The organism is Streptomyces chryseus (assembly GCF_014650755.1).
GTDB lineage: Bacteria > Actinomycetota > Actinomycetes > Streptomycetales > Streptomycetaceae > Streptomyces > Streptomyces chryseus.
The window spans coordinates 126,255-143,113 of the sequence record NZ_BMVO01000015.1 but is presented as its reverse complement, the minus strand read 5'-3'; the positions used below and the strand labels follow the sequence as shown (position 1 = coordinate 143,113).

The window sequence follows — 16,859 nt, the reverse complement described above, 5'->3', positions numbered from 1 at the left end:
GCCGGAGGCGCCAGGTGCCCCGCTGAGGCTCTGGGGACTGTGCGAGGCGTGAGTGATGCGGCTGAGGCGCAGGAGGCGGCGCAGGTCGCCGGTGGCGCCGCTGAGGTGCTGGAGCTGCTGGCCGGGCGGGGGGAGACGCTCGCCGTCGCCGAATCCCTCACCGGAGGACTGGTGGCCGCGGAGCTGACCGCCGTGCCCGGGGCGTCGCGAGCCTTCCGCGGAGCCGTCACGGCGTACGCGACGGAGCTGAAGCGGGACGTGCTCGGGGTAGACGCGGCGCTTCTGGAGCAGCGCGGGGCCGTGGACGCCGAGGTCGCGCGGCAGATGGCGGCAGGCGTGCGGCGGGTGCTCAATGCGGGCTGGGGCATCGCGACCACCGGGGTCGCGGGGCCCGACGCCCAGGACGGGCAGCCCGTCGGGACGGTGTTCGTGGCGGTGGCGGGGCCGGACGGAGCCGGGAAAGTGACCCGGTTGAGGTTGAACGGGGACCGGGCGGTAATCCGTATGGAGAGTGTGCGGAGCGTACTGACCCTGCTCTCCGGCGAACTGAACGAGAATGCGCGGGCACAGGATACGGAACAGAACGGGGGGAATTGATGTTTGCAGCCCTGAGTGAACACGACATCGCTCCCCGCACGGCCGCAGCGCGAGGCGGTACGGTGGGGCGTGAAGGATGCGGCTACGCGGTCCGAGGAGGGAGCCACCGATGATTCTGCTCCGTCGCCTGCTTGGTGACGTGCTGCGTCGGCAGCGCCAGCGCCAGGGCCGTACTCTGCGCGAAGTCTCCTCGTCCGCCCGAGTCTCACTCGGCTATCTATCCGAGGTGGAGCGGGGGCAGAAGGAGGCTTCCTCCGAACTGCTCTCCGCTATCTGCGACGCGCTCGATGTACGGATGTCCGAGCTCATGCGCGAAGTGAGTGATGAGTTGTCGCTGGCTGAGCTGGCGGTGTCGGCTGCGAGCGAGCCGGTGCGTCCACCGGTACGCCCGATGCTCAATTCCGTTTCGGTGACGTCGGTGGCAGGTGTGCCACCGGAGCGGGTGACGATCAAGGCACCCGCGGAAGCGGTGGACGTGGTCGCCGCCTGACCGCGGTGGCTGCCGCGACCGCGGTGACAGCGGTCTGATGCTTGTGGGAGAGCCCCGGTGGGTCCTGGAGACCCCCGGGGCTCCCGCATGCCCTCACGTGACCGTTTTGGGGCATTTGTGCCATGGTGGTGGGACGGCGAGGGGCTGAACCGTGCTGGTTCCCCGCGCGAGCCGGTTCCCCGAGGAGGAAAACGGATGTCTGTAGTGAAGAGCACCCTGCCCGAGGCGGATCTCAAGGTGGTGGGCGAGGCCCTGCAGGGCGCGCTCGTGGACCTCGTGGACCTGTCGCTGGTGGCCAAGCAGGTTCACTGGAACGTGATCGGACCGCGCTTCCGGTCGGTACACCTGCAACTCGACGAGGTCGTCGGCACGGCGAGGCTGCACTCCGACTCGGTCGCGGAGCGGGCGTCGGCGCTGGGCGTCAATCCGGACGGGCGGTCCGCGAGCGTGGCGCGGGCGACGGCGATCCGGGAGGTGCCGTCGGGGTGGATCAAGGACGTGGACGCCGTACGGATCCTGGTGGACGCGCTCGGTGTCGTGGTCGGGCGTATGCGGGAGCGGATCCAGGCGACCGCCGATCCGGATCCGGTGAGCCAGGACATCATCATCGGGCTGACGGCGGATCTCGAGAAGCACGCGTGGATGTTCCAGGCCGAGAGCGAGTAGGCGCGGCGAGCGGGGGCGCAGAGCGCGGGCGCGTGCGGTGTCTGGTGCGGGCGGGTGCGCCGGGGTGTGCATCCGGTGCGCCCTCCCGGCGTGTACGGGGGCCCGTCTAGCGTCGGTCGGAGGAGGCAGCCATGGCATGGCGTGACTTCTGGCGACGCCGGCCGGTCCTGGTGCCGGTGCTGATTCCGGTGCTGGTGCTCAGTGCGGTGTGGTGGTGCGCCGTGCTGCGGCTCGTGCTGGTGCCGGAGCGGGCGGGCGTCGTGGAGGGTGCGGTGGCGGCGGGCGGTTGGGGGCTGAGCCTGCTGCCGGTCCACGCGGTGTCGGCGGCTGCGGCCGGGGTGGACGGGGGGCGCCGGCGCGGGGCTCCTCGTGCGCGGGGGGCGGGGGATGGCGCCGCTGCCCGGCTCGCGCGGGCGCTCGGACGTGGGGGCGTCCGGGCGCTGCGGCGGGGGGCGGCCGGGGTGCGGCGCAGGGGTGGTCCGGGGAGAGGGCGGGGCGAGTAGGGGGAGTGGTTGCGCGGGTGGCTGGGGCGAGGGGACCGAGGGGGTGGATGCGGGACGGGGGCGAGTTCCGGGGTGCGGGTTCGGAGCGCGGGTGGGCCTGTGGTGGGGGGTGGGCTGTGCCGGGGGCCGGGGGCCGGGGGCCGGGGGTCGGGGGCCGGGGGGCGTGGGGGCGTGGGGGCTACCAGGGCATCAGGACGCCGCCGTTGGGGCGGAGGATCTGGCCTGTCGTGAAGGCGGAGGCGTCGGACGCCAGGTGCAGTACGGCGTGTGCGATGTCCTCGGGCTCGCCCACGCGCCCCAGCGGTGACGCCCCGGCCATGGCGGCCTCGGTCCGGTGCTGGAGCGTCGCGTCGTGGCGGTCGGTCATGGGGGTGCGGACCCAGCCGGGCGCCACGGCGTTCACGCGGATGCGGTGGGGGCCCAGTTCCGTGGCGAGCGTCCTGGTGAGCTGTACGACGGCGGCCTTGGCCGTGCTGTAGCAGAGCAGGCCGGCATGGGCCGCGTCCACCGCGCCCGACGCCATGGTGACGATGCTGCCGGGGGTCCCGGCGGCGATCATGGCGCGGGCCGCCTCCTGGCAGGCGTACAGCACCCCCTTGAAATTGACCGCGAGGACGCGGTCGAGATCCTCGTCGCGGGTCTCCAGGACTGTGCTGTGGTGCATGATCCCGGCGACGGCCGCGAGGATGTCGACACGGCCGGCTGCCGCCACCGCCTCCGCGAGACGGGGGCGGTCGGTGACGTCCAGGGTGTGCGGGCGAGCGGTGCCGCCCGCCTTGGTGATCAGGGTGGTGGTCTCATGGAGGCCCGGCTCGTCGCGGTCCGCGCAGTGGACCGTGGCGCCGGCTTCGGCGAGCAGGAGCGCGCTCGCCCGGCCGATGCCGCTCGCGGCGCCGGTGACGAGCGCGGTGCGGCCGGTGAGGTCGTACGCCGTGAGAGCCATGCGGGGACGGTACGACCGGATCTGACGGGGCGTCAACTATCATGCGGGTGGCGGTATGCCGGTCAGGGAGTCGGGCCCGACTGGCAGTGGGGGCACCAGTAGGTGGGGCGGAGGCGGCCGGGGTCGCCCTGTTCGGCGTGGCGGATCGTGGTGCCGCAGCGCAGGCAGGGGCGGCCGGCGCGGCCGTACACGTACGCGAGAGGTGTGGGGGCGCGTTCGCGCAGGGTGGTGCGGCGGCGGGGGCGGTCGCGGTTGGCTTCCAGGACGCGCTTGGCCGCGGCGACCAGGCGTTCGGGGGCGGGCAGTTCGCCAATGGGCAGCCAGGGGGTCACCCGGGCGTAGAAGCACAGCTCGCACTTGTAGACGTTCCCGATACCGGCGAGATTGCGCTGGTCGAGGAGGGCCTCGCCGAGGGGGCGCTCGGGGGTGGCGAGGAGCCGGCGGAGCGCCTCGTCGGGGTCCCAGTCGGGGCCGAGGAGGTCGGGGCCGAGGTGGCCGACGGCCTCGGCCTCGTCCTGGGTGCGCAGGAGTTCGAGTACGGGAAGGCGGTAGCCCACCGCGGTGCGCTCCTCGGTGCCGAGGATGGCGCGGATCTGGTGGGTGGGGCCGCCGCGCCACCGTTCGGTGGGGGCGTAGATCTTCCAGGCGCCTTCCATGCCGAGGTGGGAGTGGAGCGTGAGGCCGCCCTCGACGCGGGTGAGGAGGTGTTTGCCGCGCGGGGTCACGTCCAGGACGGTGCGGCCGGTCAGGTCGGAGGTGGCGAAACGGGGGACGCGGAGGTCGGCGCGGGTGAGGGTGTGCCCGGCCAGGGCGGTGTGCAGGCGCTGGGCGGCCTGCCAGACGGTGTCTCCTTCGGGCATGGGTCCATGATGCGGTGGGTCGGGTGGGGGCGGGTTGTCTGGGCGGCGCGGTCGATCGTGTGGTGGGTGGGTGGGTGGGTGGGGGCTTGGGGGACCCGTCTCGGTCGGGGCGCGTTCGCGTCGCACCAGCGGTGCGAGTGGTGAGGCAGGGTCGTCGGGGCGGGTGCGGGCCCCTTTCGGCCCTGGGGTCGCGGGGCGTCCTCGACCGCCGGCCCGGGGCCGGGGGCGATCCCGGTCGGCGGACGGCAGGGGGGTGGGGACGCGGGCCCGTCATGGGCGCAGGCGGAGGCCTCGGGGGGTGGGGTGGAAACCCGCTGCCTCCAGGGTCTTGCCCAGGGGAGAGGTCAGGGCTGGCGTGCCGTTGGTGCGCTCCACCGTGACCGTGCCGAGGGCGCCCTGCCTGGCCGCCGTCGCCAGGGCTTCCGCCGCGGCGGTGAGGCGGGGGTCGGACGCCGACGGATCGTCCGGGCTGGTGGGCCAGCCCAGCAGGGTCTTGCCCCCGCGCTCCATGTAGAGCGCCAGCTCCCCGTCGACGAGGACGACCAGGGCCCCGGCTTTGCGGCCCGGCTTGTGGCCCGCGTCGGAGGGCGGCTCCGGCCAGGGCAGGGCCGCGCCGTACGCGTTGGCCGGATCGGCGGCGGCCAGGACCACCGCGCGGTTCGGGGAGTCGGATTCCGCGCGCTCGCGTGCGGTGGCGGCGGCGCGCAGGCGGTCGACCGCGCCGTCCATCGCGAACTGGGCGGCGCCCAGCCCCTCCACGACGTAACCGCGCCGCGCCTGCCCGCTGTCCTCGAACGCGGCGAGGATGCGGTACGTCGCCGAGAAGCCGCCCTCGACCCCTTCGGCCGCGACCGCGCCGCGCGTCACCACGCCGTGCCGGTCGAGCAGGGTGCGGGCGAGCGCGTGGGCGCGGTGGGTCGGGTCGGGTTCGTGGCCGGGGAGCAACGACCAGCGGCCGGAGACCGTGGGCGGCCCGGTGCGGGAGACGGGGCGGGCGGCCGCGCTGAGGGCGCCGTACCGGCCGCGCGGGACCGTGCGCTTGGCGCGGTGGGCGGTGGAGCCCGCCGTACGGCCCGAGCCGAGCAGGGAGCGCAGCGGTGCCAGGGTGTCGTTGGTGAGACGGCCGGACCAGGCCAGGTCCCACAGGGCGTCGGCCAGTTGCGGGTCGGTGCAGTCGGGGTGGGTCGTGGCGCGGACCTGGTCGGCGATCTGGCGGAAGAAGAGGCCGTATCCACCGGAGAGCGTGGTGAGGACCGACTCGTGGAGCGCGGTGAGCTCCAGGGGGTGCGGCTGGGGGAGCAGCAGGGGCGCCGCGTCGGCGAGGTAGAGGGACACCCAGCCGTCCTTGCCCGGCAGGGCGCCCGAGCCCGCCCACAGGATCTCGCCGGTCGTGGTGAGCTCGTCGAGCATGGCGGGGGAGTACCCCACGACGCGGGACGGGAGGACCAGCTTCTCCAGCGCGGACGCGGGGACGGACGCGCCCTGCAGCTGCTCGACGGCGCGCACCAGGCCGTCGATGCCGCGCAGACTGCTGCTGCCCAGGTGCTGCCACTGGGGAAGGAACGTGGCGAGCGCGGCCGGCGGGACCGGCTCCAGCTCCTGGCGCAGGGCCGCCAGGGACCGGCGGCGCAGGCGGCGCAGCACCGTGGTGTCGCACCACTCCTGGCCGATCCCGGCGGGGTGGAACTCGCCCTGCACGATCCGGCCGCTCGCGGTGAGGCGTTGCAGCGCGCCGTCGGTGACCGCCGCGCCCAGACCGAACCGGGCGGCGGCCGCGGCCGACGTGAACGGCCCGTGGGTACGGGCGAAGCGGGCCAGCAGGTCGCCGAGCGGGTCCTTGACGGGCTCGGTGAACGCCTCGGGCACACCGACGGGCAGCGCCGTGCCCAGCGCGTCGCGCAGCCTGCCGGCGTCCTCGACCGCCGCCCAGTGGTCGGCGCCCCCGATGCGGACCCGGATGGCCCGGCGGGCCGTCGACAGCGCCTCGGCCCACCCGGGTTCCGCGCCGCGCGCCGCGAGTTCCGCGTCGGTGAGCGGGCCCAGCATCCGCAGGAGGTCGGCGACGCCCTCCGTGTCCTTGACACGGCGGTCCTCAGTGAGCCACTGGAGCTCCTGCTCCAGCTCGGTCAGGACGTCCGCGTCGAGCAGTTCGCGCAGCTCCGCCTGACCGAGCAGCTCGGCCAGGAGCCGGGAGTCCAGGGAGAGCGCGGCGGCGCGCCGCTCGGCGAGGGGCGAGTCGCCCTCGTACAGGAACTGGGCGACGTAACCGAAGAGGAGCGAGCGGGCGAACGGGGACGGCTCGGGGGTGGTGACCTCGACCAGCCGGACGCGGCGGGATTCGATGTCGCCCATGAGCTCGGTGAGGCCCGGTACGTCGAACACGTCCTGGAGGCACTCCCGCACGGCCTCCAGGACGATCGGGAACGAGCCGAACTCGGAGGCCACCTGGAGCAACTGGGAGGCGCGCTGGCGCTGCTGCCACAGCGGGGTGCGCTTGCCCGGGCTGCGGCGCGGCAGCAGCAGCGCGCGGGCGGCGCACTCGCGGAAACGGGCGGCGAACAGCGCCGAGCCGCCGACCTGGTCGGTGACGATCTGGTTGACCTCGCCCTTGTCGAACGCGACGTCGGCCGCGCCGAGCGGCGCCTGGTCGCTGTCGAACTCGGTGCCCCGGCGGGCCGGTTCGTCGTCGAGGAGGTCGAAGCCCATCAGGTCGGCGTCGGGCAGGCGCAGCACGATGCCGTCGTCGGCGTGCATGACCTGGGCGTCCATGCCGTACCGCTCGGCAAGGCGGGTGCCGAGCGCCAGCGCCCAGGGGGCGTGCACCTGGGCGCCGAACGGGGAGTGGATGACGACCCGCCAGTCGCCCAGCTCGTCGCGGAACCGCTCCACGACGATGGTCCGGTCGTCCGGGACGTGACCGGCGGCGCGGCGCTGTTCGTCCAGGTACGACAGGACGTTCTCGGCGGCCCAGGCGTCCAGGCCGGCGGCGGTCAGCCGCAGCCGGGCGTCCTCCGGGGTGAGGGAGCCGACCTCGCGGACGAACGCGCCCAGGGCCCGGCCCAGTTCGAGGGGGCGGCCGAGCTGGTCGCCCTTCCAGAAGGGGAGCCGGCCCGGCACACCGGGTGCGGGGGAGACCAGCACGCGGTCGCGCGTGATGTCCTCGATGCGCCACGAGGTGGTGCCGAGGGTGAAGACGTCGCCCACCCGGGACTCGTAGACCATCTCCTCGTCGAGCTCGCCCACCCGGCCACCGCCCCGCTTGGGGTCGGATCCCGCCAGGAAGACCCCGAAGAGGCCGCGGTCGGGGATGGTGCCGCCGGAGGTGACGGCGAGACGCTGCGCCCCCGGCCGGCCCGTGACCGTACCGGCGATGCGGTCCCACACGACGCGGGGGCGGAGCTCGGCGAAGGCGTCCGAGGGGTAGCGGCCGGCCAGCATGTCGAGGACCGCCGTGAAGGCGGACTCCGGGAGTGAGGCGAAGGGGGCCGCGCGGCGGACGACGGCGAGCAGATCGTCGGCCTGCCACGTGTCGAGCGCGACCATCGCCACGAGCTGCTGCGCCAGCACGTCGAGCGGGTTCGCCGGGACGCGCAGGGCCTCGATGGAACCGCTGCGCATGCGCTCGGTGACGACGGCCGACTGGACGAGGTCGCCCCGGTACTTCGGGAAGACGACACCGGTGGAGACCGCGCCGACCTGGTGGCCCGCGCGGCCGACGCGCTGGAGACCGGAGGCGACGGACGGCGGCGACTCGACCTGGACGACGAGGTCCACCGCGCCCATGTCGATGCCGAGCTCCAGGCTGGAGGTGGCGACGACGGCGGGCAGCCGCCCCGCCTTGAGGTCCTCCTCGACCTGGGCGCGCTGCTCCTTGGACACGGAGCCGTGATGTGCCCGGGCCAGCACGGCGGGGGCCCCCTTGGCGGCCCCGGCCTGTGCCATGAGCTCGGCGGGGGAGTGGTCGTCGGGGAGCGCTTCGCCGGTGGCCCGTTCGTACGCGATCTCGTTGAGCCGGTTGCACAGGCGCTCGGCGAGGCGGCGGGAGTTCACGAACACGATCGTCGAGCGGTGGGCCTGCACGAGGTCGGCGATGCGCTCCTCCACGTGCGGCCAGATCGACGGCTTGCCGCCCGCGTCGTCGCCCTTGGCGGGGGCGCCGCCCAGCTCCCCGAGGTCCTCCACGGGCACGACCACCGACAGGTCGAACTCCTTGCCCGAGGGCGGCTGGACGATCACGGCCTGGCGCTGCGGGGAGAGGAAACGGGCGACCTCGTCCACCGGCCGCACCGTCGCCGAGAGCCCGATCCGGCGCGCGGGCCGGGGCAGCAACTCGTCGAGCCGCTCCAGCGACACGGCCAGGTGCGCGCCGCGCTTGGTCCCCGCGACCGCGTGCACCTCGTCGAGGATCACCGTCTCGATGCCGGCCAGGGCGTCCCGGGCGGCGGACGTGAGCATCAGGAACAGCGACTCGGGGGTGGTGATGAGGATGTCCGGCGGCTTCGTCGCCAGCGACCGCCGTTCATTGGCCGGGGTGTCGCCCGAGCGGATGCCGACGCGCACGTCGGGCTCGGTCAGCCCCAGCCGCACGGCCTCCTGGCGGATGCCCGTGAGCGGGCTGCGGAGGTTGCGCTCGACGTCGACCGCGAGGGCCTTGAGCGGCGACACGTACAGCACGCGGCAGCGCTTCCTCGGGTCGGCGGGCGGCGGTTCGGACGCCAGTCCGTCGAGCGCGGCGAGAAACGCGGCCAGGGTCTTGCCGGAGCCGGTCGGGGCCACGACCAGGACGTCCGACCCCTCGGAGATCGCCCGCCAGGCGCCCTCCTGCGCCGCGGTGGGCGCGCTGAAGGCCCCCGTGAACCAGCCGCGGGTCGCGGGAGAGAAGGAGTCGAGCGCAGTCCTGGACATGTCCCCCATCGTGCACCCGACCACTGACAACGGGCGTCCGGGACATGGACGCCCAGGTCAGCGGGGCGCGGCACGGCGCAGAATGGAAGGTATGGCGACGACGGAGGCGCGGAACGCGGGCGAGTGGGCACGGCACTGGCAGTACCCGGGCGTCCCCGGCCTCGACCTGCTGCGGGCCCGCTACGTACGCCACTCCTTCGCGCGGCACAGCCACGAGGGGTACGTCTTCGGCGCGGTGTTCCGCGGCATCGAGGACGTGGTCATGCCGGAGGGCACGATCAGGGCCCGCCCCGGCACCGTCGTCATGATCAACCCTGAGGTGCCGCACTCCGCCCACGCCGGCGTGCCCGAAGGCTGGTCGTACGCCACCCTCTACCCCTCGGCGGACGTGGTCGCCGGCATCGCCGACGAGACGACGAGCCTGCGCGGAACGGCCGGTTTCGCCGAGACCATCGTCGAGGACGCCGACACCGCCCGGCTCATCCGCGCGGTGCACCAGGCGGCCGAGGAGGGCAACGCCCTCGCCGCCGACAGTCTGCTCCGTGTCGCCGTCGCCAGACTCCTGCGCCGGCACGGCCGGGCACTGCCCCCACGGGCGCCGACCGCCGCCGGAGCGCGCACGGCGGCCCTCGCCAAGAGCCTCCTCGAAGAACGCATGGCGCAGCCCCCTTCCCTGGAACAGCTCGCGAACGAACTCGGGACCGGTCCGTTCGCGCTCCTGCGCGCGTTCAAGTCGGCGTACGGCATGCCGCCCCACACCTGGCTCACCAACGCGCGCGTGCGCAGCGCCCGGCGGCTCCTGGAGGCCGGCACCGCCCCCGTGGACGCGGCCGCAGCGGTCGGGTTCAGCGACCAGCCGCATCTGAACCGGCACTTCACCCGGATCGTCGGAGTGCCGCCCGGCGCCTACCAGCGGGAGCGCGCAAGAACGTACAAGACCGGGCCCGGCGATCCGTCGTAACGTCCCTGACGTGGCAGAACAGACCTCACCCCCAGCGATACGCACACCACCGACCGCGTCCACCGCACCGACCGCACCGACCGCACCGACCGCACCGGCCGAGGACAAGGCGGACAGCGCCGTCGTCCGTGACGCGCTCGCCGTGGGCGTCGCCGTCGGTCTGTCCGGCTTCGCCTTCGGGGTGACCTCGGCGGGATCGGGCCTCAGCCTGCTCCAGACGTGCGCGCTCAGCCTCCTCGTGTTCACGGGGGCCTCCCAGTTCGCACTCGTCGGAGCGCTCGCGGCGGGCGGCAATCCGTTCACCGCCGCCGCCGGCGCCTTCTTCCTCGGCGTACGCAACGCCTTCTACGGGCTGCGGCTTTCCCAGCTCTTGGCCCTGCCCCGCTTCGTACGTCCCTTCGCCGCGCACTGGGTGATCGACGAGACCACGGCCGTGACGCTCGCGCAGCCCTCGCGCCGCAGTGCCCGGCTGGGCTTCACCGTCACCGGGCTGAGCCTGTACGTGCTGTGGAACCTCACCACCCTCGTCGGAGCCCTGGGCGCCGAGGCCATCGGCGACACCGACGCGTGGGGCCTGGACGCCGCGAGCCCCGCCGTCTTCCTCGCCCTGCTCGCCCCCATGCTCCGTACCGGCACGGAACGCGCCGTCGCGGGCCTCGCGGTGCTCCTGGCCCTCGGCCTCCTGCCCGTCCTGCCGGCCGGCGTGCCGGTGCTCGTCGCCGCACTCGCCGCCCCGGCGCTGCTCTACGCCCAGGGCCGCAAGGCCCGCCGTACCGCGAAGGAGGACGCGCGATGACCGTGTGGATCGCGATCGGCGCAACCGCCGTCGGCTGCTACCTCGTCAAGCTGCTCGGCCTGCTGGTGCCCGCGGGCGCCCTGGAACGCCCGCTCGTCAAGCGCCTGGCCGCCCTGCTGCCGGTGGCCCTGCTGGCCGCGCTCACCGCCCAGCAGACCTTCAGCACGGGGCAGCACCTGGTCCTGGACGCACGGGGCGCGGGACTCGCGGCGGCTGCGCTCGCGCTCGTCCTGCGCGCCCCCTTCCTCGTCGTGATCGGAGCCGCGGTGGCCGTCACGGCCGGAGTACGGGCGGTCGGCGGCTGAAGACAGTCCGTCCCACGGCGGCGAGCATCGTCGCCGCCCCGCCGCCGTGGGAGACCGCACCCGCGCTCAGCCGATGGCGCGCCCGTACGCCCGCAGCGTCAGCAGCGCGTCGATCGTCACGGCCGGACGCGCCTCCAGGGCCGTTCCCGGAGCCCACTGCCGCCAGCGGACCGGCCAGCCCCCGTCCTCCTCCTGCGCCGCGGCGAGGAAGTCCAGCGAGCGGCCCATCTCCTCGTCGGTGAACCAGCCACGGGCGAGCGACCCCGGCGTACGGGCGTAGTCGTACGCGAAGTGGTGCTCGCCCGGGGCGTACCCCTCGGCGACCGGCTCCTCCCCGGCCCGCGCCGGATCCAGCACCACGAGCCGCTGCTCGCGCACCAGCCGGCCGAGCCGGTCCGCGGCGGCGCGCGCCCGCGTCCGGTCGGGCACGCCGTCCAGGAAGACGAGCGCCGCCTGGATCTCGTACGGATGCGACTTCTCCAGCGCCTCGACGGCGGCCCAGCAGAAGTCGGTGGCCCTGAAGAGCCACGCGTGCCACACCTCGTTGCGGTGCAGCACCCCCACCACCGGGCCCGTCGCCAGGAGATCACTCGGAGGGTCGTCGACCACCGGAATGAAGGGCGCGGCCGGATAACCGCGCAGCGAAGGGTGCACCGCCGGAAGGGCCCCCTCCTTCGTCGACACCTCGGACAGATAGCGGCACAACCGCTCCACCCGGGGGCCCTCGCAACGGCCGATGGAATCGAGGACGCGCAGCGCGTGCGCGACGTGCAACGGCTGGCTCACGGGACCGCGCAGATCAGGTTCCAGGGCGTAGCCGTAACCACCGTCCTCACCCTGGAACGGGGCGAGCGCCGCTTCGACCGCGTCGCCACCGCCGTCCAGGAAGTGGTAGGCGAACCGCCGCTGTTCGAGGACGCGGGCGGTCAGCCAGACGAAGTACTCGGCGCGTACAAGGGGGGATGCCCCGGCTCCAACCATGGAAAGACCGTAGGGCGGAAAGCGCTCTCTGGAAGCTTCGAGGACAGGGCTGCACTCTCAGGGGCGCGATACTGGAGTCATGCGGTTGACGATTTTCTGGGAGCGGATGGCGGACCACTTCGGCGAGGCGTACGCCGACTCCTTCGCGCGCGACCATGTGATGGCCGGACTCGGCGGCCGTACGGTGCACCAGGCGCTCGACGCCGGCTGGGAAGCGAAGACCGTCTGGCGCGCGGTCTGCGCCGCGATGGACGTTCCCGCGGACAAGCGCTGACGTGCGGGGCGCGAAGGGGGAGCGGCCGGATGTCGCAGGCATGGGCGACACTGGCCCCGTGGCATCCACTGACGAGCCCGCCGGGCAAGAAGACTCGCCGACCGCACCGCCGCCCACGCCCCCGGGGACGGGCGGCGGCGTTCCGGCCCGGATGCCCCGGTGGCTGCCGCGCGCCATGGTGCTCGCGCTCGCGCTCTACGCCTGCTTCCAGTTGGGCAGCTGGGCGTTCCACCAACTCGTCGGGCTGCTGCTCAACATCCTGATCGCGTTCTTCCTCGCACTGGCCATCGAACCCGCCGTCGGCCGGATGGCGGCCCGCGGCATGCGGCGCGGCCTCGCCACCTTCATCGTCTTCATCGGAGTACTGGCCTTCGGCGTCGGCTTCGTCATACTGCTCGGCTCGATGCTCGCCGGCCAGATCATTGAAATGGTCGAGGACTTCCCCAAGTACCTCGACCAGGTGATCAACTGGATCAACCAGACGTTCCACACGGAACTCTCCCGCGTCGAGGTCCAGGACAGCGTCCTGAACTCCGACTGGCTGCGCAGGTACGTGCAGAACAGCGCGACCGGCGTGCTGGACGTGTCGGCCACCGTCCTCGGCGGTCTGTTCAAGCTGCTGACGATCTTCCTGTTCTCCTTCTACTTCGCCGCGGACGGGCCCCGGCTGCGCCGCGCGCTGTGCTCCGTACTGCCCCCCGCCCGCCAGGCCGAGGTGCTGCGCGCCTGGGAGATCGCGGTCGACAAGACCGGCGGCTACATCTACTCGCGCGGCCTGATGGCGCTCATCTCCGGCCTCGCGCACTACGTCCTGCTGCTGATCCTCGACGTGCCGTACGCGCCCGCGCTCGCGGTGTGGGTGGGGCTCATCTCGCAGTTCATCCCGACGATCGGCACGTATCTGGCGGGCGCGCTGCCGATGCTGATCGCCTTCACGGTCAACCCCTGGTACGCGCTGTGGGTGCTCGGATTCGTGGTGGTCTACCAGCAGTTCGAGAACTATGTGCTGCAGCCCAAGCTGACCTCGAAGACCGTCGACATCCACCCGGCGGTCGCCTTCGGGTCGGTCGTCGCCGGCACGGCGCTGATGGGAGCCGTCGGCGCGCTGATCGCGATCCCGGCGATCGCGACCCTCCAGGCCTTCCTCGGCGCGTACGTGAAGCGGTACGCCGTGACGGACGACCCGCGCGTGCACGGCAGGCACCCGCGGCGCCGGGGCACCTCCGCCCTCGTGCGCCTGCGGCGGACCCTGCGCCGCGAGCCCCGGCAGGCGGCGCGCACGGACCGGACGCCGCCGCGCTCGGACGACGACGCCTGACCGCCCGCCGGTGGGCGTAGCGCGCTTGACAGTAAAATCGAACATCCGTTCAGATGGGGTTCTGGCCGTGATGCTGCGAGGGTTATCCACAGGTCAGGGCGACGCCGGGGCGCGTTGTCAGTGGCAGGAGATAGCGTCTTTGACGTGAAGCGATCGACTCAAGCAAATCGGGTGGAACCCATGGCAGCAGGCACCGACCGCGAGAAGGCGCTCGACGCCGCGCTCGCGCAGATTGAACGACAATTCGGCAAGGGCGCGGTCATGCGCCTCGGCGACCGGCCGAACGACCCCATCGAGGTCATCTCCACCGGGTCGACCGCCCTGGACATCGCCCTCGGCGTCGGCGGCCTGCCGCGCGGCCGTGTGGTGGAGGTCTACGGACCGGAGTCCTCCGGCAAGACGACCCTGACGCTGCACGCGGTGGCCAACGCGCAGAAGGCCGGCGGCACCGTCGCGTTCGTGGACGCCGAGCACGCGCTCGACCCCGAGTACGCCAAGGCGCTCGGCGTGGACACGGACAACCTGATCCTGTCGCAGCCGGACACCGGCGAGCAGGCACTCGAGATCGTGGACATGCTGGTCCGCTCCGGCGCCATCGACCTGATCGTCATCGACTCCGTCGCGGCCCTCGTGCCGCGCGCGGAGATCGAGGGTGAGATGGGCGACTCGCACGTCGGCCTCCAGGCCCGGCTCATGAGCCAGGCGCTGCGCAAGATCACTGGTGCCCTGCACCAGTCCGGCACCACGGCGATCTTCATCAACCAGCTCCGCGAGAAGATCGGTGTGATGTTCGGCTCGCCCGAGACCACGACCGGTGGCCGGGCGCTGAAGTTCTACGCCTCGGTGCGGCTCGACATCCGTCGTATCGAGACCCTCAAGGACGGCACGGACGCGGTCGGCAACCGCACCCGCGTGAAGGTCGTCAAGAACAAGGTCGCGCCGCCCTTCAAGCAGGCCGAGTTCGACATCCTCTACGGCCAGGGCATCAGTCGCGAGGGCGGTCTGATCGACATGGGCGTGGAGCACGGCTTCGTCCGCAAGGCGGGCGCCTGGTACACGTACGAGGGCGACCAGCTCGGGCAGGGCAAGGAGAACGCCCGCAACTTCCTGAAGGACAACCCCGATCTCGCCGACGAGATCGAGAAGAAGATCAAGGAGAAGCTGGGCGTCGGTGTCAAGCCGGTAGCGCCCGGGGCCGAGCCCGGTGCGGACGCGGCGGGCAGCACTCCGGCGGCCGCTGAGGCGAAGTCGGTACCGGCTCCGGCGACCAAGGCCAAGACGGCCAAGCCCGCGGCAGCCAAGAGCTAGACCGTGACCCGGAGGACGGACTGGCCGGGGGACGCGAGCGAAGGCACGGACGCCGAGGACCGCGGCAGCCCCGCCCCGTCGAGGGCCGGGAAGGGGCTGCCGCCTCAGGATCCGGGTGAGCAGGCGCGGGCGATCTGCCTGCGCCTGCTCACCGGGACCGCCCGTACCCGCAAGCAGCTCGCCGACGCCCTCCAGAAGCGGGGCATCCCCGACGACGTGTCGGACGAGGTGCTGTCCCGCTTCGAGGAGGTCGGGCTCATCGACGACGCGGCCTTCGCGGACGCCTGGGTGGAGTCTCGCCACCACGGCCGGGGCCTGGCCCGGCGGGCGCTCGCCCGGGAACTGCGCAACAAGGGAGTCGCACCCACCCTCATCGACGACGCCATGGGGCAGCTCGACTCCGACCAGGAGGAGGAGCGGGCCCGTGAGCTGGTGGACCGCAAGCTCCGTTCCACCCGCGGCCTGGAGCGCGACCGACGGCTGCGGCGCCTGGCCGGAATGCTGGCCCGCAAGGGCTACCCGGAGGGCATGGCGCTGCGGGTCGTCAGACGCGCCCTCGAAGAAGAGGGTGAGACGACCGACGGTCTGGACTACGACCCGTTCTGAGCCGTAGCGGCGGATCTGCTCCTGCCGCAGCGACGTGTGCGCGCGGGAGAGTGCCGGCGCTACGGCTCGGGAACCGGGCTCAGGGACCGGGACCGGCGGCCGGGCACAGGCAAGGGGCTCAAGGCGCCGGGCTCAGACCGGACCCAGTGACCGGGCTCGGGGAACCGGGCCCAAGCGCCGGCGGCAGGAGCTCGCCGGGCGCCCGCGCCCGACGGCTCCCCACCCGACGGCTCCCCCCCCGGTGGCCCCTACGGATTCACCGGCAGTCCCGACGCGCGCCACGCCTGGAATCCGCCGTCCAGGTCCGTCGCCCGGTGCAGCCCCAACTGCCGCAGCGACGCGGCCGCGAGACTCGACGCGTACCCCTCGTTGCAGATCACCACGACCCGCAGGTCATGACCCGTGGCCTCCGGAGCCCGGTGGCTGCCCCGGGGATCGAGCCGCCACTCCAGCTCGTTGCGTTCGACGACGAGCGCTCCGGGGATCAGCCCGTCCCGCTCACGCAGGGCGGCGTACCGGATGTCCACCAGGAGTGCGCCGGCCGAGGCGGCGTCGTACGCCTCCTGCGGCCCGAGCCGGTCGAGCCCCTCGCGCACCCGCTCCAGCAGTTCGTCGATGCCGACAGGTCCGCCGCTCACAGCCACTCCTCGGGACGCTCGACCTGCTCCAGACGCAGCACCGCGCCCGTGCGGCTGTAGCGCCGCATCATCGGCAGCGGAGGGTAGTACGCGTGCACCGAGACGGCGTGCTCGTCGGCCGACTGATTCAGCACCTGGTGCACGTGGTGCGCGCCGAAGGCGCGGCCCCGGCCCGCTGTCAGCTCGCGCGCCCGGTCGACCCCGTCGGCCAGTTCGAGGGTCTTCCAGCCCTCGGTGGGGATGCGCGCCGCGAGAGACTCCTCGCGCAGCGTGCCCGCCGCGGCGGCGAAGGCGCCGTGCGAGCCGCCGTGGTCGTGCCAGCCGGTGCCCGTACCGGGCGGCCAGCCGATCAGCCACGCCTCACTGCCGCCGGGCCCGTCGAGCCGTACCCACGTACGCCCTTCGGGATCGAGCTGAAGAGAGGCCACCAGGGAAGCGTCCGCGGCGGTGCGGCGCACGAATTCGAGCAGTTCCGAGGAAGAAGGGGCGGCGTTCCGGGGAGCGCTTTCGGGCGCGCCCGGGGAACGTACGGAAAGAGACACAGGAGACCGTCCTGGGGATGTTCGCGAGAACGCGCGGCCGGAAGCACGGCACGGCACAGCGCGCAGGGAAGAGGCGAATCAGCAGGACGGGCGACACACGCAGCCCGCGTAGCGGACGAGGTCCATATGGACCCTCCGCCACAGGCGCACATCGGTGTCGGTCACG

At 73.2% G+C, this 16,859-nt stretch carries 18 protein-coding genes; 11 read left to right on the top strand and 7 right to left on the bottom strand.

What is annotated here, in order from left to right:
• The first annotated feature begins 48 nt into the window (after nucleotides 1-48).
• The 4 genes from IE185_RS22055 to IE185_RS22040 all read left to right on the top strand — a co-directional run bounded on the left by IE185_RS22055 (nucleotide 49) and on the right by IE185_RS22040 (nucleotide 2,256).
• The gene (locus IE185_RS22055) at nucleotides 49-597 is read left to right on the top strand and encodes a CinA family protein (RefSeq protein ID WP_138897095.1); all 549 of its coding nucleotides are present in this window, start codon (nucleotides 49-51) and stop codon (nucleotides 595-597) included.
• Nucleotides 598-706: 109 nt separating this feature from the next.
• Complete coding sequence (locus tag IE185_RS22050) at nucleotides 707-1,087, top strand: helix-turn-helix domain-containing protein (protein ID WP_138897094.1); 381 nt, start codon at nucleotides 707-709, stop codon at nucleotides 1,085-1,087.
• 195 nt (nucleotides 1,088-1,282) lie between these two features.
• Entirely contained in the window at nucleotides 1,283-1,753 is a 471-nt protein-coding gene (locus tag IE185_RS22045; protein ID WP_138897093.1) for a Dps family protein, read from the top strand.
• 131 nt (nucleotides 1,754-1,884) lie between these two features.
• Nucleotides 1,885-2,256, top strand: a complete 372-nt coding sequence (locus IE185_RS22040) for a hypothetical protein (RefSeq protein ID WP_189715819.1) — start codon at nucleotides 1,885-1,887, stop codon at nucleotides 2,254-2,256.
• Between the two features lie 178 nt (nucleotides 2,257-2,434).
• Here the strand turns inward: IE185_RS22040 and IE185_RS22035 are convergent, their stop codons facing one another.
• The 3 genes from IE185_RS22035 to IE185_RS22025 form a co-directional block, all read right to left on the bottom strand.
• The gene (locus tag IE185_RS22035; RefSeq protein WP_138910008.1) at nucleotides 2,435-3,199 is read right to left on the bottom strand and encodes an SDR family NAD(P)-dependent oxidoreductase; all 765 of its coding nucleotides are present in this window, start codon (nucleotides 3,197-3,199) and stop codon (nucleotides 2,435-2,437) included.
• A gap of 62 nt (nucleotides 3,200-3,261) precedes the next feature.
• Entirely contained in the window at nucleotides 3,262-4,059 is a 798-nt protein-coding gene (locus tag IE185_RS22030; RefSeq protein ID WP_189715797.1) for an Fpg/Nei family DNA glycosylase, read from the bottom strand.
• Between the two features lie 270 nt (nucleotides 4,060-4,329).
• Nucleotides 4,330-8,964 (bottom strand): ATP-dependent helicase, encoded by a 4,635-nt coding sequence (locus IE185_RS22025; RefSeq protein ID WP_189715794.1) that lies wholly within the window; start codon nucleotides 8,962-8,964, stop codon nucleotides 4,330-4,332.
• A gap of 91 nt (nucleotides 8,965-9,055) precedes the next feature.
• Here IE185_RS22025 and IE185_RS22020 point away from each other — a divergent pair, with 91 nt between their 5' ends.
• The 3 genes from IE185_RS22020 to IE185_RS22010 are packed head-to-tail and all read left to right on the top strand — an operon-like array spanning nucleotide 9,056 to nucleotide 11,026.
• Nucleotides 9,056-9,925 (top strand): helix-turn-helix transcriptional regulator, encoded by an 870-nt coding sequence (locus tag IE185_RS22020; protein WP_138896287.1) that lies wholly within the window; start codon nucleotides 9,056-9,058, stop codon nucleotides 9,923-9,925.
• 10 nt (nucleotides 9,926-9,935) lie between these two features.
• Nucleotides 9,936-10,721, top strand: coding sequence for an AzlC family ABC transporter permease (locus tag IE185_RS22015; protein ID WP_138896288.1), 786 nt, complete (start codon nucleotides 9,936-9,938; stop codon nucleotides 10,719-10,721).
• Entirely contained in the window at nucleotides 10,718-11,026 is a 309-nt protein-coding gene (locus IE185_RS22010; protein WP_138896289.1) for an AzlD domain-containing protein, read from the top strand. Before IE185_RS22015 ends, IE185_RS22010 begins: the two co-directional genes overlap by 4 nt.
• Nucleotides 11,027-11,092: 66 nt before the next feature.
• Here IE185_RS22010 and IE185_RS22005 read toward each other — a convergent pair whose 3' ends face one another.
• A complete protein-coding gene (locus IE185_RS22005; RefSeq protein ID WP_138896290.1) occupies nucleotides 11,093-12,007 on the bottom strand; it encodes a hypothetical protein in 915 nt (304 codons plus the stop codon).
• A 79-nt stretch (nucleotides 12,008-12,086) separates the two neighbouring features.
• On the opposite strand from IE185_RS22005, the gene IE185_RS22000 reads away from it, so the two are divergent.
• From IE185_RS22000 to recX, 4 genes are all read left to right on the top strand, one after another.
• The gene (locus IE185_RS22000) at nucleotides 12,087-12,281 is read left to right on the top strand and encodes a DUF3046 domain-containing protein (protein ID WP_138896291.1); all 195 of its coding nucleotides are present in this window, start codon (nucleotides 12,087-12,089) and stop codon (nucleotides 12,279-12,281) included.
• A 151-nt stretch (nucleotides 12,282-12,432) separates the two neighbouring features.
• Complete coding sequence (locus IE185_RS21995; protein ID WP_280117288.1) at nucleotides 12,433-13,599, top strand: AI-2E family transporter; 1,167 nt, start codon at nucleotides 12,433-12,435, stop codon at nucleotides 13,597-13,599.
• A 180-nt stretch (nucleotides 13,600-13,779) separates the two neighbouring features.
• Nucleotides 13,780-14,907, top strand: coding sequence for a recombinase RecA (gene recA / locus IE185_RS21990; protein ID WP_189715792.1), 1,128 nt, complete (start codon nucleotides 13,780-13,782; stop codon nucleotides 14,905-14,907).
• A 3-nt stretch (nucleotides 14,908-14,910) separates the two neighbouring features.
• A complete protein-coding gene (recX, locus tag IE185_RS21985) occupies nucleotides 14,911-15,513 on the top strand; it encodes a recombination regulator RecX (RefSeq protein WP_138896293.1) in 603 nt (200 codons plus the stop codon).
• Between the two features lie 248 nt (nucleotides 15,514-15,761).
• Here the strand turns inward: recX and IE185_RS21980 are convergent, their stop codons facing one another.
• The 3 genes from IE185_RS21980 to IE185_RS34015 form a co-directional block, all read right to left on the bottom strand.
• A complete protein-coding gene (locus IE185_RS21980) occupies nucleotides 15,762-16,151 on the bottom strand; it encodes a rhodanese-like domain-containing protein (RefSeq protein ID WP_229843632.1) in 390 nt (129 codons plus the stop codon).
• On the bottom strand, nucleotides 16,148-16,693 hold the full coding sequence (locus IE185_RS21975; RefSeq protein ID WP_138899525.1) for a cupin domain-containing protein: 546 nt from the start codon (nucleotides 16,691-16,693) through the stop codon (nucleotides 16,148-16,150). The genes IE185_RS21980 and IE185_RS21975 overlap by 4 nt, the downstream gene beginning before the upstream one ends.
• A 78-nt stretch (nucleotides 16,694-16,771) precedes the next feature.
• A complete protein-coding gene (locus IE185_RS34015) occupies nucleotides 16,772-16,843 on the bottom strand; it encodes a putative leader peptide (protein ID WP_309544753.1) in 72 nt (23 codons plus the stop codon).
• Nucleotides 16,844-16,859 lie beyond the last annotated feature (16 nt).